A 22,934-nucleotide genomic window follows, 5' to 3' on the forward strand; every position below is an offset into this window, starting at 1 on the left:
ACTATGAAAAAAATTTGTTTATTATTAGCAATGGCCGGAACGGTTTTAGCTATGCAATCAGTGCACGCACAATCTGGCGACACTACAAAGAACAAGATCGAAATAAAGAAAAAAGTAAAAATTGGGGCTCACGGACGCCAGGTAACCAAAATCAGAATGGAGGGTAAAGGTACACCGGGAGCCATCACAGGTTCTGTTGATGGTGCTGTATCAGGTAAAGCACCTGTAGCTGCTCCGCAACCGCAACCACGTCCAACAGTAGTTGTGGTCCATGATCCTGCTCCTACTCCGGTACCGGCTACCACAACAGTTACTACAACTACCGAAGCTAAACGTATGCCGGTAACTACAACACATGTTACAAAAACTACAACAAGCACCTCGCACGTTGTGCATACTACCAGAACCAAACCTGTTTATCACAAAACAACGTATAAAAGGCACCCGGTTACAGCATCAGCCACACAAACAACTACAACTGTAAAAAGGAATTAGTAGTTTAAACAATAAATAAACAAACAAAGCCCTTATATAAAGAGCTTTGTTTGTTTATCTGCCGGTCAGGCTAACTGTAGCGGATAGGCTTAAATTTTATCCCCTTCTTTAATTTCATCAGTTGGTTTAACAACAATTTGATCTTGTGCTTTTAAGTCGCCAAATACTTCGGTGTAATTATTGTTTACCAGCCCTTCTTTTATATCAACTAATGTGGCTTTCCCGTCTCTTACCGCAACTATGTATTTTCTTTCGGTTGAGCGGACAATAGCGGTATTAGGTACCAGTAATGATTTTGCACCCGAAAGCATAGGTATTTTAACCTCGCCATACATGCCGGGCTTTAATTGGCCATCTTTATTAAGTACGTCTATTTCAATAGCTTCTGACCGCATGTTGCCCAATGCATTTGCACTACGGCTTATTTTAGCTGTGCGCTCAACGCCGGGTAATGCATTTAATGTAAATGTTACCGGCTGTTTTAAATCAACTTTATCTACGTAATTTTCGGGTATAGCAACCTCTAAACGCAGTTTGTTAATGTCCTGCAACACCAGCATAGGCTGGTCGGTAGCCTTACCCGGAGCTACCAACGCGCCCGGCGATACATTTCGCTGTGTGATCATACCATCAAATGGGGCATAAATTTTAAGATACCCTTGCATGGTACGCACTGCATCTACATTTGATTTCTCTGAATTGGCAATAGCTACATCAGATTTCATACGCGAAAGGGCGTTATCCAGATCAAGCGGCGATACCGAGCCGGGCTCTGCTGCCGCCTGTTTTAAGCGGTTATATTTTTCCTTGCTGGCGTTAGCGGTCTCCTGCGCTTGGAGGTAGCGCGAATTGGCAGCCTGTAACTGCGATTCCATTTCGGGCGCTTCAAGCGTGATTAGCAGCTGTCCTTTTTTTACCTGCGAACCACGGTCAACATAGATCTCTTTAACAAAGCCATTTACTTTTGGAAACAGATTTACCTCATTGAATGGGTTTAGCACACCCGGCAAACGGGCATAGCTGGATAACGCTTTTTCAGTTATCGTACTTATTTCGTATTTTTTTGTTGCGGCTGTTTTTGTTTCGGTCAGGTCAACCGGTTTTTGGTTACCTGAACAGGCTGCAAAAAAGCAAACCACAGCACCTGATATTAAAAATTTTGTTTTCATGTTTTATAGAGTTGAAGGTTGAACAGGATTTGTTGTTTCGGGCATTAAAGATGGCGATTGGTAGGTAGTTTTATCTTGTATCCAGGCAAATACCATTGGCAGTATAAATAACGCTGCAAGTGTAGATGCAAATAAACCACCTATTACTGCCCTGCCCAACGGGGCGGTTTGTTCACCGGCCTCGCCCATACCTGATGCCATGGGCACCATGCCCGCCATCATCGCAAAACTGGTCATTAAAATAGGACGTAAACGGATAGACGCGCTGGTGATAGAAGCTTTTGTAGCATCCTTGAATTCTAACCGCAATTTTTCGCCGTTGGTTACAATCAGGATGGCATTGGCTACTGACACACCGGTAGACATGATCATACCCATGTACGATTGCAAATTAAGCGTAGATCCAGTAATTAATAATGCCGTAAGCGAACCTAATATAACGGCCGGTACAGTTGACAATACCGTTAACGAAAGTTTGAACGATTGATAATTGGCCGCCAATAATAAAAATATCACCAATACCGCAAACCCTAAACCGGTTTGCAGGCTGTTCATGGTGTCGGTTAACAGGCTGGTCATCCCTTTAAGTTCGGCAACCAGGCCTTTTGGTGGTGTACCTAACTGCGTTATAACCTTTTGCACATCAGTGGTAGCAGTGCCAAGATCCATTTTATAAATATTGGCACTTACTGTTAAAAACCGCCGCGGGCCGGTTCGGTCATATTCACCGGGGGCATAAGTGGTTTTAAAACTGGCTACATCAGCCAATGTTGGGGTGCTTTGCCCTTTTAATAGCGGTATCTCCTTTAACTCATCCATGGTGTTCATGGTATACTCGGGTATTTGCACCTGTACCTGGTAGGTATACTGCTTGTCTTCGTCCAGCCATTGGTTCTTTTCGGTAAACCGGCTTGACGACGTGCTTGCCGTAACTGAGCGGGCAATATCGGTAACATTCAATCCAAATTGCGATATTTTTTCGCGGTCAAGCGTTATAGCTATCACTGGAATTTTTAATGGCTGTACAATTTGCACATCGCGCAGGTAAGGTATCTGCTTTAATTTGGCAACGGCCCTATTGGCGTAATTTTCAATTTGGTCCATATCTTTTCCGGCAACGCGTAACTCTATTGGGGTGGCGGCACCCTGGCTCATTATCTTTTCGGTCATGTCAATAGGCTCAAATGTTATACGCAGGTCGGGCATTTCATGGGCAATGTTTTTGCGCAATGCATCTTTAAGCTCGTCCATGTTAACTTTATAATTCTCATCCAGTTTAACCTGTAACACAGCTTCGTGGGTACCTGTATTAAAAATGTATAAGTTGCTACTGCCATAACTGCTCGGTACAATACCCACATAACCCGAGCTGATCTCGATATGATGATCAACCGTTTTATCAATTATGCTTAATACCTGCTTAAATTTATCTTCGGTACGCTCCAGCCTTGTACCGTCAGGAGCTTTAATACGTATAAGAAACTGGCCATTGTTAAGCTTAGGCATCATGTCTTTACCTATAATCATAAAGCCAACTCCGGCTAAAACAATTGTTAAAACCAGGTACACCGGTACAATTATTTTTTTGCTTGGCATCCAACCGGTAATAACCTGCATAAACCACATTTTAACCCGTTCAAAAAAATCGTTTTTTTCAGGGTGCTTCTGCTCTTCCCGTAAATGTTTATTTACCTGTATTTCTCCTGCCCTGTTAAGCGCTTCGCCCGCATGGGCATGTATTTGGCCATGATGGTAATGCTGGTAACGTTCGGCCTTTATCATCCAGTTACTTAATATTGGCACTAGTGTTTGTGCCAAAATGTAAGATACTATCATGGTTAAACCAATAGACATGGATAACGGCAGGAACATCGCTTTAGGCACACCGTTCATCAGGAACGACGGGGCAAACACCGCCAGTATACAAAGCAGTATAAGCAACAGGGGGAAAGAGATCTCTTCGCAGGCATCATAAATAGCCAGCTGTTTTGATTTACCCATCTCCAAGTGCTGGTGTATATTTTCTATGGTAACCGTTGCCTGGTCAACCAAAATACCAATAGCCAGGGCAAGTCCGCTTAAGGTCATGATATTGATGGTTTGGCCAAACATGCCTAACAACATTACCCCCAGCAAAATAGAAACAGGGATGGTAATAACCACAATTAAGCTGCTGCGCAAATCGCGCAGGAACAGCAGCACCATCAAACCTGTAAGTAAGGCACCTAACCCGCCTTCGGTAATTAAGCTTTTTACAGCGTTAACCACAAATATGGATTGGTCAAACTCGTAGGATACTTTGATATCATCAGGCAGTAAACTCTGCATTTCGGGCAGTTTACTTTTAAGGCCCTGTACTACAGACCAGGTAGAAGCAGTGGCCGTTTTTACAACTGGTATATAAACCGACCTTTTCCCGTTTATTAAAGCATAATCTACGGTAATATCCGAAGCATCCGCCACGCGGGCAACATCCTTAACCAGTACCGAAACACCATTTTTGGTTTTGATAGGGATATCGCCAAACTCTTCCGATTTTTGTACCAATGAATTTACGGTGGTAGTAAACATGGTATTATCTATGCGCAAGTTACCAGACGGCGACATGGCATTAAATTTTGCCAGCGCCTCTACCACCTCGTCAGGTGTTAAATCATAACTACGCAATTTGGCAGGATCGGCGCTTACGGTTATTGTCCGCGAATTTGCGCCAAACGGTGGCGGTGCCGAAAGTCCGGGCACCGAAGCAAACATTGGCCTGATGCGAGTTGCCGCTAAATCATATATTTCCTTTAAACTCCGGCCCGGGGCAGACATTACCAGTTGGCCAACGGGTAATGACGATGCATCATACCTAACTACCTGCGGCGGTAAAGCGCCGGGCGGAAAAAATTTCATGGCCCGGTTAACCTGTAAGGCTACCTGTGCCTGTGCTTCGGCCATGTCGGTGCTTTCGTAAAAGCTGATTTTGAGCATGGTTAAGCCCTGTATATTTTTGGTGGAGATGTTTTTTATACCATTTACATACAAAAACTGATCTTGTAAACGTGTGCTGAAGAAGCCCTCCATTTGCTGGGGCGACATACCGCCGTATGATTCAATTACATAGATGGTGGGCAGGTTTAACTGCGGAAAAATATCTATCGGGATATTAATGGCGCTAAGTACGGCGAAGATCATTAAACTCATGGTAATAACTACCACGGTTATGGGCCGCTTTAGTGCGGAGGTGACCATTGACATTGTAAATTAATTTAAGAGGTTTAAAATTGAACTAACCTGGTTGCCTGTAACCGCCTTTTGGAACAAAGCACTTGCGTACGAGAACCTTGCCTGTGCGTAATCTGTTTCGGCACGGTATAAGATATTCAGCGCGGCATTTAGCTCGATGATATCCGTTAAGCCGCTTCTGTATAAAGAAAGCTTTTGCCGGTAACCCGCGTTGGCTGCCCGTAACTGGTTAGGTATTTCGGCCAGGCGTTGTTTAGCGGTATTCAGTTCAACATCGGCTTGGCTAACACCCAAGGCGAGCGATGATCTTTCTTCGTCAAGGTTTTTTTGCGCGTATTGCGTTACGGTTTGTTGGGTATGCAATTTTAGTTGCCTTCGGCGCAGATCAAAAAGGTTATAGGATATACCTACGCCCACCAGGTAATTGGTTCTGTCAAGTCCCCAACCGGTGTTAAGGCTGTTAAACTTATCGTTTGCATCAATACTTGAACCGCGGCCCCAGGTAGCTGCTTCTAATAATATCTTTGGGTTGTATTGCTTTTTAACCAATATCTCTCGTTGGCGGCTATCCTCAACAACTGATTTATAATAATTAATAATTGGATGATTAGCCGTATCAATCCCCAATCCGGGTAGATTGGTTTGTGCTATGAGGCGCGTTTCTGCAAGCGTATCGGGGACAATATTTTGATAGGGCAACCCACTTACCGAAGCTAATTGCAACTGGGTTTGTTTAAGCTGATTATCCAGTTCGATATAAATTAGCCGCGACTTTGATAGTTCGGCCTCGGCAATACTGGTATCAACGCCCGGCCTTACACCACTTTTTGCTAATGATTGTATAGATTGGGTTATTTGCTGGTTACGCTCAATATTGCGCGATTGTATCAGCAAATAATCCTGCAGGCGCAATAATTGCAGGTAGTTACCAATTGTAAATGCATCCAAACTATATTTTGTTTGCAAAAATTGGTTTTGCTGAACAGCAATATCAGTGTTAGCTACTTTATTTTGCGCGGCGTAAGCACCAAAATTGTATATCTCCCAATCCAATGCGGCTATACCCAGGCTGGTTAAAACTGTGGATGTATTGCTTGTTGTACGCACCCCGCGCGAGTTTGATGGTACAACACCAAAACCAAAGTAAGGCCCGGCAGTATTATTATTGGTACCCATATCGGCTTGGTAATTAAGTTTTAAATTAGGCAGCCAGCTGTTTTGCACCTCGGTGGCCTGGGCTTGTTTAATTGCCACAGCTGCCGAATCGGCTATTAGTGCCGGGGCATTTTGATTAACCCTTTCTAGCAGGGTTTTAAGTGTAACAGGAGGTTTAGTTTGCTGGGCATAGGTGTTTATAGTTACAAAAAGCAACAACACCAGGCCCACGTATCTTTTACGATAAAACATGTTAGTATTATAAAAAAATTTAAATGAATATTAAGAATGGGTTAACGCGTAAACCAAAACATATTATAACTGCAGGTGGCAGGTATTAATAAAGGGTCAAATAAGCAGTTGGCCGGTAAGCAGGTAACCATGCTCTGGCAGGAAAAGACTTAACCGTATGCTGGCTAAAGTCTTATTAGTAATTGATTTTAATGAGCTAATAATTACCGGAAAAAACATATCCAGCAAAAAAGAAAAAAGGAGAGAAAGCCCAACAGCCGGATTAGTAAGGCGGTGTTGTATGGCGAGCATATTAAATTCGCTATCCTCATTATGTTCCAGTTTGCGTTTAGAGAAGGCTTTTATGAGGATGTTTGATTCTCGTCCGGATGAAGTGTGGCAAAACAGGCTAAAACCTGCAAACGGTTTTGCAACAAGCATAATAACCGTAAGAAATAGGAGTAACCTGTTTTTTAGTGCCTGCATAAATTCAATAGCACAATATTACTGCAAAATAATTTGTTTTTTTATTCACAACCAAAAAAAATCATACAATAGGTAAATATTGTTACAAACAACAGTTATTAGCCTAATTATCCTCTATAACAGTATTTTTAATTTTTTAGTATAAGCTAATAGATGGCATTAAAAACAAACTAATTATTGGAGTAAGGCCAATGTTTCGCTTTATAGCTCTGATAAACCCCGCAAATACATAGCCGTGTTTGAGGGACTAGTGACCGATGTCCATGTGGGCAGTTATAGCCTAAGTTTTGATGCTGTTAAATAAATAGATCAAGGTCATTTTTTTCACTGGTTCTCCTTAATGGGCCCAGGCGCTTCCTTTTAAAGCCCAACGAAAATAACAATAGGGAAATTTTTTTCATGATTCGGCGCATTAAATGCTTAATCTGAAATTACCCTGGTCCATCCCTTGTGCAAGCTCGTTAATACCAATTGTAGCGCCAGTTTCGTCCGTAACGATGACGGAGCCGCCCCCGCCGGTGACCGTGTTATAAACAATGGTGTAATCGTCAGAGGCTAAATTGTACTCCCGCGACGAACTTTCATTGGCTTCCCATTCTCTATAACCTGCAGGCACAATATCGATATAACCGTGGCCCCAGTGGTTAAATACTGCTGTAATTGTGATTTTTTTCATTGTTTATAACTTAAATGTTTAAGTATCAACGGCAACCGTATTATAAATAATGATGTAATCGTCGCGGTCTAAATTGTAGTCCCGCGACGAGTTTCCGATGGGTTCCCATTCCTTATAGCTTGTTGGAATGAAATTGACGTAACACGCCACCATTGGTTAAATACTACTGTAATTGTGATTTTTTTCATTGTTTATGATAAGGTAAAGGAAGGTCGTCTCTTATTTAGTATATTACTTATTAAATGCTTCGTGTAAAAGTATCATTATAGAAAAGTGCAGTCAACTGCGAAAATTCGCAGGTTTGGTTATTTTTTTATATTTGTTATAAAAAAAATAACCTTGTCATGTCAAAAGCCGGAGAATATTCCAAATCAAGGATCACGGACATACCGACTGATCTTCGTACCAAAGAGGCTCAGTTCTATAAGGAAACCATTCAACGATTCCCTGAAGAGGCTATTTATATTTATTCTTTTAAGGAGAATCGGATGATATATGCTGACGGCTGGGAGGATATTTTAGGCTATCGTGACGACGAGATCAACATGCTGACGATCGTAAATATTACCTCGCCCGAGTATGCGCCGTTCTCCAATGAACTGAATGATAAGGCACTAAAATTTATTTTAGGAAAAACGGAGGACCTCGAAAAATATAGCTTCACCATCGAAATAAAAAAAACACATAAGGCAGGACATGATGTGCCATTGATTGTGCGCGTTGCCGTGTTCCGTTCAGAAAATGGGCGAGTTACAGAAATAATCGGAAGAAACCAGATCAATAGAAGCATCAATCTGGGTAATATTATGCGCTACGCAGCGTATGGCCCTGAAAAATCTGAATTTGAAGAAGAATTGAATAAACAGCTTTTTCAACATTATGCTATTTCAAGTAAGGAGAAGGAAGCAGTTGCTCTGGCGGCTAAAGGCTATTCGCTTAAAGAAATTGCGCATCATTATAACGTTTCTCAATCCGCTATCGAAAAAAGGATCATCCCACTTTATACCCGGTTCGGTGTTAAAAGCCTTACTCATTTGGTAAGCTTCGCCCATAAAAATCATATCCTACCTTAGGCATTACCCACCCGCGGCCAGGTTGATACTAATGATCTTGTCTGGCAAAACACCGATGTTATGCAGCATTGTTTCCCATTGCACTAAAATGGTTTTTTCAGGGTCCTCGCTCCCCATTACCCAAATGGTTTTTAATTTAGCCAACGCTTGCCGGTTGGCGGTATTTTCGGGAACAAAAGTGTCTATATATTGTTGAAACACCGTCGGGCTAACCGGGTCGGGCTTAACGGGGTCTCCGGGATTGATATCGTCTATCACCAAAACTCCGCAATCCCGCCATGTCCATAGGTTGGCATTATCCTGTAGCAGTTCCTGGTCCGATTCAAAAAAATTAGGTGCTAATTTCATAGCGGTGGTATAAATTGCAGATTGGTGTTTAATCGACAATTCGGTAGCTATGCCCACACCCAGGCTGGTTTTGCCGCAGCGTCTGGCCCCGAATAGGAACAGGTGAAAATTTTCGTCGCCGTCTATAAATTGTTTTATCGTTGCCCTGTCCGCGTCATCGAGGTTATGATCCCATTGAGCCAGCCTGAACTGATAAGGATACTGAGGCACCTGCAAGTACATTTTGGTGAGGTACCAATAGCGGCAAGGATAGATCAGTGCCACAACTATCACGAGTAGTATGATCATACGACCCGGCGCGTAGCCGCAAAGCAAACTTGCTGAAACCGCGCCGAACCAAAAAAAAGACAGGTCTGTAATGGTGTCAAACGCGATATTTTTCCAATCCGGCTGGAAAGTATAGGCTTTATCCGGAACGAAGAGTACCTTGGATTTGGAATGTTTTTGTAATAATAACGGGCCCAAAAAGTTATAGGTTTCAAACAATAGCCAGGTAACAGAGATGCCCAGCGCCGAATAAAAAGCCGCATGGTGCGTAACCCGGTAATGAAAAAGTATAAGGTAGAGTAAAATAGTTGGGATAAAACCCAACGAAATATGCCCGAACTGGTTAGCCAGCCATGTATACGTCAATGTTACGCCGCGATAGGAATCTTTGCCGATCAGGTCGGCTTTTAACTGTTTAAGTACAGCTTGTCCATTGATAATACCCATGTGATAATGAAGTGAAAGGTTGATTTAAAAATTACAATATAAAAATAAAGGAAATTATTGATAATGTGTAGTTTAATAGAAAGTAAAAATAAATTTTGGATGTACTATCAGGAATACTGTTGCTTGTTAAACAATTCGCAAAGATAAGGCTCTGCATACGGTAATACCTATGAACTAATCTTCATGATGTTACCATTTTTCAAACAGCCAGCCAAAAGGTTTAAATTTATTTTGTGGTTTTAACCCGTATTTTTTGATGCTTTTTTCAACTATAAGCTGTACAGCTTCATCTATATCGTCCGTAACCAAATATAGGTTACTGTCATCGGCACCTATGGTACCGTCCTGCTGCATCACCTTAATATGGTTAATTAATTCCTGGTGATATTCTTTGCCAAATATGATGATTGGAAAATCGCTGATCTTGTGTGTTTGCTTCAACGTTAGGGCCTCAAAATATTCGTCCAGGGTTCCAAACCCACCAGGCATCACCACAAAAGCAAAAGAATATTTAACCAGTAATACCTTGCGTAAAAAAAAGTGCTGCATATAAACCCATTTGTCCAGATAAGGGTTAGGCTTTTGTTCAATCGGGAGCTGTATGTTACACCCAACCGAGCGCCCACCAACATCTTTGGCACCGCGGTTGGCGGCCTCCATTAGTCCGGGCCCGCCGCCCGTTAGTATGGTAAAACCCAATTTGGCAAAAGCCGCCGAAGATTTACGGGTTAATTCGTAATATGGATGATCTTCCTTAAACCTGGCTGATCCGAACACCGTAATACACGGCCCTATAAAATGCAAGCCGCGCAAACCTTTTATTAAATCAACCATAGTTGCAAAGGCAAACTTTAACTCTTTGAACCGTGACCGCGGTCCTTCTAAAAATTGAATATCCGATTCGTTTGCCATGTTGTGGTTTGGTGTTAGATTTTTTTGCTGTAAAAGTCGATTTAATATAATGCCGAAAAAATGACGGACATCATTGATAAAAATGAAATTTCAACATATAAATTTTATAAAAAAAGTGATCAATATCATTTTTATCAATGAAATGCTCCATGTTTTCTGAATGAAGCGTTATCTTTATTTGCAATATAAAAATTGCTGCTATGATTATGGAAAATGCTGCCCTGTTAAAAGCTATCGTTCAAAATGCTATTGATGGTATTATTACCATTGATGATAGAGGGATGATTGAAACTATTAATCCGGCAGCTTGTAAGTTGTTTTTATATCCACCCGAAGAAGTTATCGGCAATAACGTATCCATGCTAATGCCCTCTCCCGACAGGGAACAGCACGACGAGTATATTAACCGCTACCAGCGCACCCACGAACCACATATTATAGGCATTGGCCGTGAGGTTGTAGGGTTACGAAAAGATGGCACACGCTTTCCGTTCAGGTTAGCTGTAAGCGATGTTCAATATTCAGGCAGGAAAATTTTTACCGGCTTTATACATGATCTAAGCAGGGAAAAAGAAGCCGAAGAAGCTCTTAAAGAATATGCAGCACATTTGGAGGAACTGGTAGAGCAGCGTACCCATTCATTACAGCATACCGTTGCAGCGTTACAATTAGCCAAAGAAGAAGTTAGCCAATCGTTAGTTAAAGAGAAGGAATTGGGCCAGTTAAAAAGCCGTTTTGTATCAATGGCCTCGCACGAATTCAGGACACCTTTAAGCGCCATACAGTTATCAGCATCATTGGTTGATAAATATGCCTTGCCCTATGATAACCCCAATATAAAAAAGCATGTTGCTAAAATAAAAAATGCGGTAGGCAACTTAACCACCATACTTAATGACTTCCTATCGCTCGAAAAACTGGAAGCCGGCAAGGTAGAGCCTGTTTTTAATGAATTTGACCTGGTAAAGCTATCAGAAGAAATAACAGAAGAAATGCAGATGATAGCCAAACAAAATCAAAATATTATCTATCAGCATACCGGCACCAGCAGTGTGGTTAAATTGGATCAAAACCTTTTAAAAAATTGCGCTATCAACCTTATAGCTAACGCCATTAAATATTCGGGCGAGAATACTTTTATTGAATTTAACACCGAGATAAATGACCGCAACTGCATTGTAATGATAAAGGATAACGGCATCGGTATTCCCGAAACTGACCAAAAACATTTATTTGAAGCTTTTTTTAGAGCGCATAACACCGGTAACATACCGGGTACAGGCCTGGGTTTAAATATTGTGGCCCGCTACACTGATTTGATGAATGGTAAAATAGATTTTAAAAGCAATGTTAATCATGGCACATTATTCACAATTACATTTCCGATATGATAAACAAAAAAGTATTAATTATTGAAGATAATAATGACATTCGGGAGAATGTGGTCGAAATTCTTGAATTGGCTGGCTATCAGGTATTTGCAGCTGATAACGGAAAAAAGGGAGTTGATTTGGCTATTAATAATAAACCGGATATTATTTTATGTGATATTATGATGCCAGAGCTTGATGGCTACGGCGTATTATACCTGCTTAATAAAAATACAGAAACCAACGCTATACCATTTATATTTTTAACGGCCAAAGCCGAGCGTGTTGACTTGCGCAAAGCCATGGAAATGGGTGCCGACGATTATTTAACCAAGCCGTTTGACGATATGGAGCTTTTAAATGCTATTGAAAGCCGGTTAAAGAAAAAAGACCTCCAGGAAAATTTTTATAGTAAATCGCTAGACCGTATAGCAAACCTGATATCAAAAAATGATGGCCTTGGCGAATTGAAAAAAATTATAAGCGAACGCAAAAGCAGGCAGTTTAAAAAAAACCAGGTTATTTATTATGAAGGCGATAAGGGCAATAATATTTATTTGCTTATTAACGGCAATGTAAAAACCATAAAATTGGCCGAAGATGGGCGCGAATTGATGACCGGTATTTACACAAACGATAACTATCTGGGTGTACAGGCTATACTATCCAATGAGGTTTATTCAGACACCGCCACCGCTTTAGAAGATAGTTTGGTGTGTCTTATCCCAAAGGATCAAATTGAGCCTTTGCTTAGTCAATATCCTGAAATATCGAGGGAGTTTATTAAGATATTGGCCAATGATATCCGTGAAAAAGAAGAACAGTTATTGCAACTGGCCTACCACTCGGTACGTAAACGCATGGCCGAAGCACTTTTACGTTTACAACGACAACAAAATAATGAAAGCTTTAAAATAAGCCGCGAAGACCTGGCCGCAATGGCAGGCATAGCTACCGAAACCGTAAGCCGAACACTCTCTGACTTTAAAGACGAAAATTTGATTGACAAAAAGGGAAGCATCATTACTATTTTAGATTTAGCCCGCCTGGCTAAGATGAAAAACTGACGAAAGTCATTATTCTTGCTGACCGTCCTCATCCGCTAAACGCAGCATTAGCCATAGTTTTGATGAAAATATATGGCTAATGAAAGTAGTTGCTTATAGTATAAAGCCCTTTGAGAAGGAATTTTTGGCGAAAGCCAACCAAAAGAAGCATGATATCACTCTGATATCAAATGCCTTAAACATGAGTACTGTATCATATGCTGAGGGAAAGGACGCGATAGTTGTTTTTACTAACGATGATGTATCTGCACCGGTAATAGAAAAGCTGGCGGATATGGGTATTAAATTTATTGCTACACGGTCTGTAGGGGTTGATCATATAGATAAAGAAGCCGCAACAAAATATGGAATAAAAATAGCCAACGTGCCTTCATATTCGCCGCAGGCAATTGCCGAGCATGCGGTAGCTATGGCCCTGGCTTTGGACCGCCAAATAATAAAAGCCGATAAGCATAGCCATAATTTTGATTTCAGGAATGATGAGTTGATAGGTTTTAATTTTGCGGGCAAAACCGTTGGCATAATTGGCCTTGGTAATACGGGATTGGCTACGGCAAAAATATTTCATGGCATGGGGTGTAATGTGCTTGGATATGATCTTTATTTCCCCGAAAACAATACTGATGTTAAATCTGCATCGCTTAGCGAATTGTTAACCACTGCCGATATAATATCAATACACTTGCCGCTTACCCTGTTAACAAAGCACTTTATTGATACCGATAAGTTAAACCAAATGAAAGATGGTGTAATGCTTATCAATACATCAAGAGGAGCAATAATTAATACCAGGGATGTATTAAGAGCCTTAGATTATGGTAAAATTGGTTACCTGGGGCTTGACGTATATGAATTTGAAAAAGGTTTATTTTTTGAAGATCATGAAAACGATGAAGATAAAGACCGTTTATTGCAGGTGTTAATGGAGCAGCCCAATGTTTTAATTACACCTCATCAGGCTTACTTAACTAAAGAAGCTCTACAGGAAATTGCTAACCAAACCATAAAAAACCTTGATTTATGGCAGCTTAATAAATGTGTGGGCGATGCCTGCACCTGTACTAAAAATTGCCGTGTAGAAAACACTCCGAATACTATTAAAACGGTGTAAAATGGATCAGCAAAAACTTGCAAATAAATATAACATACCGGTGCCGCGATACACCAGTTACCCAACTATGCCTTATTGGGATACTGCTAATTTTAATGTAACCGCCTGGCAAAATACTGTGAAATGGGCCTTTGCCGAAAGCGAAAAAGATGGCATAAGCCTGTATATACACCTTCCATTTTGTGAGGACCTGTGTACTTATTGCGGGTGCAATACACGCATTACCAAAAACCACAGTGTAGAGGGTCCTTATATTGATGCCGTTTTACAGGAATGGCATCAGTATAAACAAATAATGTACGGGCAACCGCTAATCAGGGAGATACATTTAGGCGGGGGCACACCAACATTTTTTAGCGCAAAAAATCTGGAAAAATTAATAACCGGTTTGCTTGATGGTACAAAAATTCACCCAGAAGCCGAATTTGGTTTTGAGGGGCATCCGGCCAATACAACTGCAGAACATTTGCAAACTTTATATGATCTCGGCTTTAGGCGGGTTAGTTTTGGGATACAAGATTTTGACCCCCGGGTACAAACCATTATTAACAGGAAACAAAGTTTTGAGCAGGTTAAACAGGTAACCGAGCAAGCTCGTCAAATAGGGTATACATCAATAAATTACGACCTGATATATGGCTTGCCGCTACAAACACTACAAGGGCTTGCCGATACCATAAATAAAGTGGATTTATTAAAGCCTGATCGTATTGCTTTTTACAGCTACGCGCACGTGCCATGGGTAAAACCGGGCCAACGGCACTTTACCGAAAATGACCTGCCGGATGAAAAAGCCAAAGCCCAACTGTATGAAATTGGCCATAGTTTATTAAAAAATTACGGCTATAAAGAAGTTGGTATGGACCATTTTGCCCTGCCGGATGATGAATTGTTTAAGGCACAACGATCAGGAAAACTGCATCGAAACTTTATGGGGTACACTACATTTCAAAACCAGTTGCTTATTGGGCTTGGCGTATCATCAATAAGCGATGCCTGCTACGCGTTTGCACAAAACGTTAAAACAGTTGAAGAATATATTAAATTGATCAATGAAAATAAGCTCCCTGTTTTTAAGGGCCATATATTAACTGGCGAGGACCTGATAATACGCAAACATATATTAAATATTATGTGTAAGGGTGCCACTACCTGGAACCACCATACAGAACCTTGTGCAGCCGTTTTTGATAGTATTGAACGCTTGCAGGAGTTAGCTGACGACGGGTTAATTGAACTTAACTCGTTGGGATTAAAAGTAACCCCAACAGGCATGCGTTACTTACGCAATATATGTATGGCGCTTGATGCAAGGTTATGGGCAAATAAACCCGAAACGCAGCTATTTAGCATGGCTGTATAAGTGTTAACTCCCTTTTCCAAAAAATTTATCTGGTTATAAAAAGCGGTTGGCCCAAATGGGCTAGCTGCGTTCAAATAGCATCATTGAAGGGCATATACCAATTATTTATTTAGAATCTATTGTCACATTTCAATCGTATATAGCCCTTGGAACTGTCTATGTATGATAATAAATCGCAATCAGCGTCATTATTTTCAAATCCAAATATAAGTGTTGGTCTATCCTTTAATAAACGTCCTACCCATTGTTCATAATAGTTTTTATAATTCTTATTGTCAACTAAACTAATTGGTAATACACCTCCATATTCAGTTTCATTATATAATGCATTATAAACAACCTCATTTTTAGAATTAAAAATCAACAACCGATGAGCAGGTTCTTGCTCTTTTTTTAATTCATATACTTGAAGGAAAAAATTTAAATCTTCAAATTTGAAAGTATAGGTCGCCGTTAATTTATGACCCTTTAAAATCTTTGTTTCCTCTTTTTTTAATGCCACAAAAGGCATGTTTTTATTGTTCGTGGTTTGCCATATTACAGCATGCATCTGCCCTTTCGTAAACGGATTTCTTGCTCCTATATATACATAGGTTTTGTTATAATAATCGTCATTTATTTTTTTTAAAACGATATGGTTTAATTTAAAGCCAAATTGGTAATCGCTTGCCCCGTGCGTGTATTCTGAATCGTCACCATTGGTATTCAAATAGGCTACGGCGTCTAAAGAGCTAATAGGAAAAGTTAATAATTTATCATCTGCGTAATCATAAACATATAAACTATCATTTTCTAAGATTTTTGCATTGTTTAAAAGCCGTTTTCTGAATTGTCCTGTTAAAGTAACACGCTGTTTTTCTTCCACTGTTTTACCTTCAAAACTTGGAAAAACAAGCCGGTTTACAGAATCGATAGGTGAATTTAAATTACCAGGAAGCTTATCAATGTCAGATATAGAAACGAAAGCTATAGTGTCACCTTCTTTTATAGCGTCTTTGATGATTGCAAAAAGATTTATACTGTCTTCCTGAGCGGTCGTTTTAAATTGTTGGGTTGCTACTGATGACTTTGGGGGACTTTCCTGTTTAGGTTTTTGTTTACATGAATTGAATAAAACTAATGCTAAAAGATAAATAACTACAAGCAGGGTATAACTATTCAATTTAATACGGAGGTTCATATAATAAATTTAGGCCTAAGCTTTTATTGATCAAACAATAATCATTTAAATATATGAACATATTTTAATAATGAAAGTATCGATGTCACCGGTGTGCACGCCCATGAACCTTAGCTACTTAGATAGTTTAAGATTTCACATATCTATCCTTCATTCGTACAGGCAACTCTACCCTAAATTCAGTACCTTCATTTAGTTTACTTTTAACCGTTACATTGCCCCCTAAACTTTCGGCCTGTAGTTTAACCATAAACAACCCCATGCCCTTGCCCTCTACACTGGTATCAAACCGTTTGTATAAACCAAATAAATGCGATGCATTTTTATCCAGATCAATGCCCTTCCCATTGTCTTTAAAAAAAATGTGAACCTTATCGCCCTCAACCTGGCTGCTTATATTTATTTCGGGCCTAATATCCGTACGCCGGTACTTAATACTATTAATAACCATGTTTTGGAAAATACTGTATATGTAGCCTTTTAAACTATATATCCTATCAATAGCCTCAAAATTGCAGGTTATTACAACTTTGTTTTTGCGCACCATTTCGCTTATACCCAACTGCACTTCATCTACTAATTCGGTCAACAATATAGGTTCAATGGTATCATTTACCTGTTTGCTTATCTGTAATATGCTATTAAGGTCAATAATTACCTTATCAAGGTTATTTACCGAGTATGACAGTGCCTGCAAAGTTTCGGCAGCATCCATTTCGCCGGGTTCGTAACCATTTAATAAATTTGATAAGCCCCTTATGTTGGCTACAGGTGCCCTTAAGTTATGCGATACGATGTAGGTAAACTGTTCCAGGTCCTTATTGCGTTGTACCAGATCTGCTGTAATTTTATCACGTTCCAAATCGGCCAGTTTTTTCCCTGTAATATTTTGCAGGGTTAATATTACGCCTATTATTACTTGTTGGTTGTTAATAACACTTATCCATCGGGCCTCATACCATTGTTCAACACCGTTAATCAGGTAACAGGTTTCGTATTCTGCAGTTTCGCCATTATAAACGCGTTGAAGCATTTTTTTAATAATTGGCTTTCTTTGTTTAGGAAAGTAACTAAACGCGCTTGCACCCACTTTTAATTTTTTATTAAAGTTGGCGAAGCCCTGATCGCGGGCGTTGGTGTTAAAAGAAACTATTTTTAATTCAGTATCAAATAGTACAATAGCCAGGTCAGTATTTTCAAAAACGGAGCGAAGATTCGCTTCCGATTGCAGCAATAATTCTTCTGCCTTTTTCCTGTCGGTAATATCAATATGTAAAATTACCGCCCCGCTTTGACTGCCATCTGCAATAGGTGCAATAACCACCTGGTACCAGGCTTTTTTTTGATTTGATGTACAAGCATATTCTAATGTAAACTCCTTTTTGGTGCCTTTTATAACATCGTTAATACCCTTGGCTATTTTATTGTTATTAACCTTATCAACTCCGGTTGCCCGCTCTGATATGGCAAGGTAACTATAGCTTATACCAAAATTGGGTATGCCCAGGTTATTTAATAAGGTAAATTTTTTCCATGATTCATTAACTGCTATTATTTTACCTTTTTTATTGATGAGCACAACATTGGGTGGCAGCGCATTCAATATGGCCTCCTGCTTTTGCGAAGCTTCTACTAATTTGATATGGTTATTTTGTATTTCTTCATCGGCCCTTTTCTTTTCAGTAACATCCCTAAAATTGCATACTATGGCATTTATATTGGCATTATTTAGCATGTTGGTAAAAACACATTCAAGCCATATATAATTGCCCGATCTATGCCTGCTGCGATGGTTTGAAATCATTGTTGTACCCGGATGATCCAACAAGTCTAACATAACTTGTTCAATTATCTCCTTATCGTCCGGATGTGCCAGATCAATAATAGAAGCTGTCACAACTTCATTATTGCTCCATCCATTTATGCGTTGCGATGACTTACTACGATAAATTACGTTAAACGCCTTATCGATAAGCGAAATACCATCATAACTGTTTTCAATTAACTGGCGAAAACGGGTTTCATTGGCAATTATTTTCTCTGTATTTTCCTTAACGCGCCTTTCCAGTTCTGCATTTACCAACGTTTTCTGGTCTTCCTTTTTTTTCCGCTCGGTAACATCGCGGGTTACTTTAGCAAATCCCGCTAAATGGCCTTCATCATTATAAATAGTAGTAAAAACCACATCGGCCCAAAACAAGGTGCCATCCTTTTTTACCCGCCATCCTTCAACCTGGTATACGCCTTTTTTTAGCGCCTCGTTCAAGTTATTGCGCGGCACATTATTTTTAATATCCTGTGACGTGTAAAAAGTAGAAATGTGCTTACCAATTATTTCTTCTTCAGTATATCCTTTTATATGCTGCGCCCCTTGGTTCCAACTTAAAATATACCCATTAGGGTCTATCATCAAAATGGCATGATCTTCAATATTGGCAACAATTAGTCTAAAAAATTTGCCATCAATATTATTAATGGCAGTTGGATCGGGCGCTTTTTTTACTTTCAACGGGTTATTAATTAAAAATTAATTTCAATTTTTTATTAATTTATACTTCTTATTTGTTCATTAAAATTTAGTTAATATAACTTATTTTAGGTTTATAAAGACTCCTATGTGTAATAAATTAAAGTTATAAAATTGCTCAAATAATCAAAAGTTGCTTCACAAATCTTTACTTTTTAAACGAAAATTATATATTGATTAAATATACATTTATCCATCGACTAATTTTATTTCAAAAATAAATCTTAAATTAATAATAATTTTATCAATTCAAAAATATTGCATAATAACCAACATATATATGCAGTTTGTAATCATAAATTAAAGTTCACTATATGCAGTATTGGTGAGTTAAACACCTAATACGCTAAAAATTTCTTTTATGGAGAATTTTGCCCCGCACACAAACTCATCAGCAGCGCCATAATAAATAGTTACAGTATCGCCATCGGGCTCTATAACATGACCATTAGTAAATACCACATGACCAAAAAAACCACTCAGTTCATAGGTTTCAAGTGGCATCATAATAGGTTCAAGGGCATGGGCAATAACTTTGTAAGGATCATCAAGCGCTAATAAAAAAACCCCTAAGCAATATTGGTGTTCGGCATTTGCGCCGTGGTAAATGGCCAACCACCCCTTATCTGTTTTTATAGGTGCCGCACCCGCACCTACCCTGGCGCTGTCCCAGTTACCCGGCCGGGTTTTAATTATACATTGATGATTACCCCAATGCACCCCATCAGGCGATTGCGCCAGCCATATATAATTACCCCCTAAATCAACACTGCTGGGGCGGTGCATGGCATAATACATGCCGTTTATTTTTTCTGTAAAGACGGCGCAATCCTTATTATGAGGTGGCAGTATCATTCCGAACGATTCAAATGTTCGCCAATCTGTAGTGGTACGTAACCCTACACCCACACCACTGGGAGAAACAGCAGTAAATGTGAGGTAATATTTATCGTCTATTTGTGTAACCCGGCAATCTTCAATGCCAAAGGTTTGCAGCATACCTATACCAAATAGCTTCGGATAATCCTTAGCCTCTTCAAATTTTACACCATCATCGCTGCAAAACAAGCGCAGGTGCGATAGGGTGGTTAAGTAATCAACTCCTTTATATTTTACCACTCGGGCATCGGTAGCAATAAGGTCGGCATCATTTAAAGGTATCTCCATTATTTGTGTTTCGCCTTTATCATTAAGTATCGGGAACGACACCACTATTTTATCCTGCTGCGGTCGCTCGGCTACCCTTACCAACAACCATATTTTATTATCAAACCTAAACACACCCGGATTAAGCAAACAGGCAATATGCAGCCCTTCTGTACTGGCTGTAACATCTTTTGGCGAAAGCAATGGGTTTTGAGGAAAGCGTTTGGCAATATCAGGCATAACTTATATTTATGTAGCATATATTTAACGTGGTTAACAAGATATTGTTTAATACTTAGAGGGTAATTGAAAACAAATTCGACTAAACCTTTTGCCCTTTAAAATGGTTGTATAATGTATATGAAAAAAGAACTTTTAGCATCAGTGGCTTTAGTAGGCATTGCTGCCGTAGCTTTGAGCGCGCAACACCAACCGCTGGAAACAGTGGGTCATGTTGACCTGAAAAAATACTTGGGTAAATGGTACGAGATAGCCGCCTTTCCGCAAAGCTTTGAAAAAGGCTGCAGCTGCACCTATGCCGAATACAGTTTAAAACCCAACGGCAATATTGAAGTAAAAAATACCTGCCTTAAAAACGGCAAGATAAAAACCGCTGTCGGCAAAGCGGTTGTGAAAGATAAAATAACCAATGCCAAATTGAGTGTACAATTTTTTTGGCCGTTTAGTGGTAAATACTGGATAATTGCCCTGGCTCCTGATTATTCGTACGCTGTAGTGGGGCACCCTAACCGCAATTACTTATGGATATTATCGCGAAAACCGGTTATGGACGAGCAAACCTACCGTTACCTGCTGGTAAAAGTTGCCGAAAAAGGTTTTGATATTCGTAAAATTGTTAAAACCGAACAAACCTGCAATAATTAATTTTAGTAAATTTTTTGGTTTAATGTTATTTCACTTCAAAATATTTAGCTTTACTGTAACCGATTACAAAAACTAAATATTGAGACTATGAAACCATCGGAGTTAAACCGCCGCAAGTTTATTAAAGGGACGGCTGCTGCTGCCGGCCTGGCTTTATTGCCGGGTGTACCTAATGAGGCATTTGCTGATTACGGGCACGGAAAGATCAACTTTGTTGAAGAAAAAAAGACTATTATAACACCTGCCGAACCACGGATAAAGTTTGGCGTAATTGGTATTAACCATAGCCATATTAATGCTATGGTTGATGCAGTAACACGCGGCGGCGGGCAGTTTGTATCTTTTTACGCCAAAGAACCTGACCTGGCCGCGGCTTTTGCCAGGCGATACCCGCAGGCAAAACAGGTTGATAATGAAAACAAGGTATTGGAGGATCCAACTATCCAGGTTATTATGAGTTCGATAATACCCGATGAGCGCGCGCCGTTAGGTGTAAAAGTAATGCGTCATGGTAAAGATTATTTGGTAGATAAGCCCGGCATTATTACCCTTGAACAACTGGCCGAAGTGCGCAAGGTTCAAAAAGAAACTAAACGCATCTATTCCATAATGTACAGCGAGCGTTTTGAAAATAAGGGCACTGTAAAAGCCGGCGAGTTGGTAAATGCCGGCGCTATTGGTAAGGTTATACAAACTATTGGTTTGGGGCCGCACCAAATAAACCCCAAAACACGGCCCGACTGGTTTTGGGATAAAAAACGCTACGGCGGCATTATCTGCGATATTGGCTCGCACCAGTTTGACCAGTTTTTATATTTTACAGGCAGCACATCAGCAAGTGTTGTGTTTTCGGAAGTGGGTAATGTTAACCACCCGGCATACCCCTTGTTTGAAGATTTTGCAGATGTGGTGGTACGCGGCAACGGCGGTATGGGTTATGTGCGTAATGATTGGTTTACGCCCAATGGCTTAGGGTCATGGGGCGATGGCCGATTAACCATATTGGGGACCGAAGGGTTTATTGAGGTGCGTAAAAATATTGATATAGGATTACCGCAAAAAGGTGGCAACCATGTTTATATGGCCAACCAAAAAGACACGCAGGTGTTTGATGCCAGTAATTTGGAACTGCCTTTTGGTAAATTGTTTGTTGATGATGTTGTTAATCGTACAGAAACCGCTATGACGCAAGCTCATTGTTTTCTGGCTACCGAGTTAGCGCTAAAGGCACAAAAAAATGCGCAGGTTATTCCGCTTAAGCTATCCTGACAATAGCTATAAAAGAGGGTGCTTAAATTAAGTATCCTCTTTTTTTTAAAACAAGGTAATTCGCACACTTTAAAACATTTCGGCGCTTTATTCCTTTTAGTTACACCTTTATCTATATAGTTGCCGAAATGAAATCATTGCCGCTAATTAATTTTTTATTTGCCTTAGTTGTACTTGTATTATTTATACCACAAAAATCAAAGGCATATTCCATATTAACACACGAGGCTATAATTGATGCAAGCTGGGAGAAATCATTAAAACCGCTGCTAAAAAAGAAATTCCCCAGGTGTACGGATGAAGAACTTAAGGTAGCGCACTCCTATGCTTACGGCGGCACTTTAATGACTGATATTGGATATTCTCCCTTCGGCAGCATTTATTTCACTGATCTGATTCACTATGTACGCAGCGGCGATTTTGTAGAAAACATGCTTGGCGAAGCGCAAAACATTAATGAGTATGCCTATGCCCTTGGTGCATTATGCCATTACATGGCCGACAGGTACGGCCATTCTATCGGCAC

At 40.0% G+C, this 22,934-nt stretch carries 19 protein-coding genes; 9 read left to right on the forward strand and 10 right to left on the reverse strand.

Annotated elements, in window-relative coordinates; all coding sequences use genetic code 11:
- On the forward strand, window positions 1-495 hold a 495-nt coding region (locus tag ABI367_RS02145), incomplete at its 5' end, for a hypothetical protein (protein WP_462229783.1).
- A gap of 89 nt (window positions 496-584) precedes the next feature.
- Here ABI367_RS02145 and ABI367_RS02150 read toward each other — a convergent pair.
- The 5 genes from ABI367_RS02150 to ABI367_RS02170 all read right to left on the reverse strand — a co-directional run bounded on the left by ABI367_RS02150 (window position 585) and on the right by ABI367_RS02170 (window position 7,443).
- Entirely contained in the window at window positions 585-1,664 is a 1,080-nt protein-coding gene (locus ABI367_RS02150; RefSeq protein WP_462229785.1) for an efflux RND transporter periplasmic adaptor subunit, read from the reverse strand.
- Between the two features lie 3 nt (window positions 1,665-1,667).
- Window positions 1,668-4,901, reverse strand: a complete 3,234-nt coding sequence (locus ABI367_RS02155; protein ID WP_462229787.1) for an efflux RND transporter permease subunit — start codon at window positions 4,899-4,901, stop codon at window positions 1,668-1,670.
- A gap of 12 nt (window positions 4,902-4,913) precedes the next feature.
- Window positions 4,914-6,302 (reverse strand): TolC family protein, encoded by a 1,389-nt coding sequence (locus ABI367_RS02160; protein ID WP_462229789.1) that lies wholly within the window; start codon window positions 6,300-6,302, stop codon window positions 4,914-4,916.
- Between the two features lie 96 nt (window positions 6,303-6,398).
- On the reverse strand, window positions 6,399-6,722 hold the full coding sequence (locus ABI367_RS02165) for a hypothetical protein (RefSeq protein WP_462229791.1): 324 nt from the start codon (window positions 6,720-6,722) through the stop codon (window positions 6,399-6,401).
- Window positions 6,723-7,179: 457 nt separating this feature from the next.
- Window positions 7,180-7,443, reverse strand: coding sequence for a hypothetical protein (locus ABI367_RS02170; protein WP_462229793.1), 264 nt, complete (start codon window positions 7,441-7,443; stop codon window positions 7,180-7,182).
- Window positions 7,444-7,931: 488 nt separating this feature from the next.
- Between ABI367_RS02170 and ABI367_RS02175 the strand changes: the two genes are divergently transcribed.
- Window positions 7,932-8,516, forward strand: coding sequence for a LuxR C-terminal-related transcriptional regulator (locus tag ABI367_RS02175; RefSeq protein WP_462229795.1), 585 nt, complete (start codon window positions 7,932-7,934; stop codon window positions 8,514-8,516).
- Between the two features lie 3 nt (window positions 8,517-8,519).
- On the opposite strand, the gene ABI367_RS02180 is transcribed toward ABI367_RS02175, so the two are convergent.
- Together ABI367_RS02180 and ABI367_RS02185 are read right to left on the reverse strand one after the other, a co-directional pair.
- Window positions 8,520-9,578 (reverse strand): hypothetical protein, encoded by a 1,059-nt coding sequence (locus ABI367_RS02180; protein WP_462229797.1) that lies wholly within the window; start codon window positions 9,576-9,578, stop codon window positions 8,520-8,522.
- A gap of 189 nt (window positions 9,579-9,767) precedes the next feature.
- On the reverse strand, window positions 9,768-10,490 hold the full coding sequence (locus tag ABI367_RS02185) for an LOG family protein (protein ID WP_462229799.1): 723 nt from the start codon (window positions 10,488-10,490) through the stop codon (window positions 9,768-9,770).
- Window positions 10,491-10,696: 206 nt separating this feature from the next.
- Here ABI367_RS02185 and ABI367_RS02190 point away from each other — a divergent pair, with 206 nt between their 5' ends.
- From ABI367_RS02190 to hemN, 4 genes are all read left to right on the forward strand, one after another.
- Window positions 10,697-11,881 (forward strand): PAS domain-containing sensor histidine kinase, encoded by a 1,185-nt coding sequence (locus ABI367_RS02190; RefSeq protein WP_462229818.1) that lies wholly within the window; start codon window positions 10,697-10,699, stop codon window positions 11,879-11,881.
- Window positions 11,878-12,927, forward strand: a complete 1,050-nt coding sequence (locus ABI367_RS02195) for a response regulator (RefSeq protein ID WP_462229801.1) — start codon at window positions 11,878-11,880, stop codon at window positions 12,925-12,927. The genes ABI367_RS02190 and ABI367_RS02195 overlap by 4 nt, the downstream gene beginning before the upstream one ends.
- A gap of 79 nt (window positions 12,928-13,006) precedes the next feature.
- The gene (locus tag ABI367_RS02200; protein ID WP_462229803.1) at window positions 13,007-14,038 is read left to right on the forward strand and encodes a 2-hydroxyacid dehydrogenase; all 1,032 of its coding nucleotides are present in this window, start codon (window positions 13,007-13,009) and stop codon (window positions 14,036-14,038) included.
- 1 nt (window position 14,039) lies between these two features.
- On the forward strand, window positions 14,040-15,401 hold the full coding sequence (hemN, locus tag ABI367_RS02205) for an oxygen-independent coproporphyrinogen III oxidase (protein ID WP_462229805.1): 1,362 nt from the start codon (window positions 14,040-14,042) through the stop codon (window positions 15,399-15,401).
- Window positions 15,402-15,510: 109 nt separating this feature from the next.
- Here the strand turns inward: hemN and ABI367_RS02210 are convergent, their stop codons facing one another.
- The 3 genes from ABI367_RS02210 to ABI367_RS02220 form a co-directional block, all read right to left on the reverse strand.
- Window positions 15,511-16,581, reverse strand: a complete 1,071-nt coding sequence (locus ABI367_RS02210; protein ID WP_462229807.1) for a hypothetical protein — start codon at window positions 16,579-16,581, stop codon at window positions 15,511-15,513.
- 127 nt (window positions 16,582-16,708) lie between these two features.
- Complete coding sequence (locus ABI367_RS02215; protein WP_462229808.1) at window positions 16,709-19,090, reverse strand: PAS domain-containing sensor histidine kinase; 2,382 nt, start codon at window positions 19,088-19,090, stop codon at window positions 16,709-16,711.
- A 348-nt stretch (window positions 19,091-19,438) separates the two neighbouring features.
- Complete coding sequence (locus ABI367_RS02220) at window positions 19,439-20,494, reverse strand: glycoside hydrolase family 130 protein (protein WP_462229810.1); 1,056 nt, start codon at window positions 20,492-20,494, stop codon at window positions 19,439-19,441.
- Between the two features lie 120 nt (window positions 20,495-20,614).
- Here ABI367_RS02220 and ABI367_RS02225 point away from each other — a divergent pair, with 120 nt between their 5' ends.
- The 3 genes from ABI367_RS02225 to ABI367_RS02235 all read left to right on the forward strand — a co-directional run.
- A complete protein-coding gene (locus ABI367_RS02225) occupies window positions 20,615-21,139 on the forward strand; it encodes a lipocalin family protein (RefSeq protein WP_462229812.1) in 525 nt (174 codons plus the stop codon).
- A gap of 87 nt (window positions 21,140-21,226) precedes the next feature.
- Window positions 21,227-22,408 carry a Gfo/Idh/MocA family protein gene (locus tag ABI367_RS02230; protein WP_462229814.1) on the forward strand — a complete coding sequence of 394 codons (1,182 nt, stop codon included), beginning with the start codon at window positions 21,227-21,229 and terminating at the stop codon, window positions 22,406-22,408.
- Between the two features lie 128 nt (window positions 22,409-22,536).
- Window positions 22,537-22,934: zinc dependent phospholipase C family protein (locus tag ABI367_RS02235; protein WP_462229816.1), on the forward strand; the 398-nt coding region annotated here is incomplete at its 3' end.

Origin of the sequence: Mucilaginibacter sp. (genome assembly GCF_039935595.1) — a bacterium.
Lineage (GTDB): Bacteria > Bacteroidota > Bacteroidia > Sphingobacteriales > Sphingobacteriaceae > Mucilaginibacter.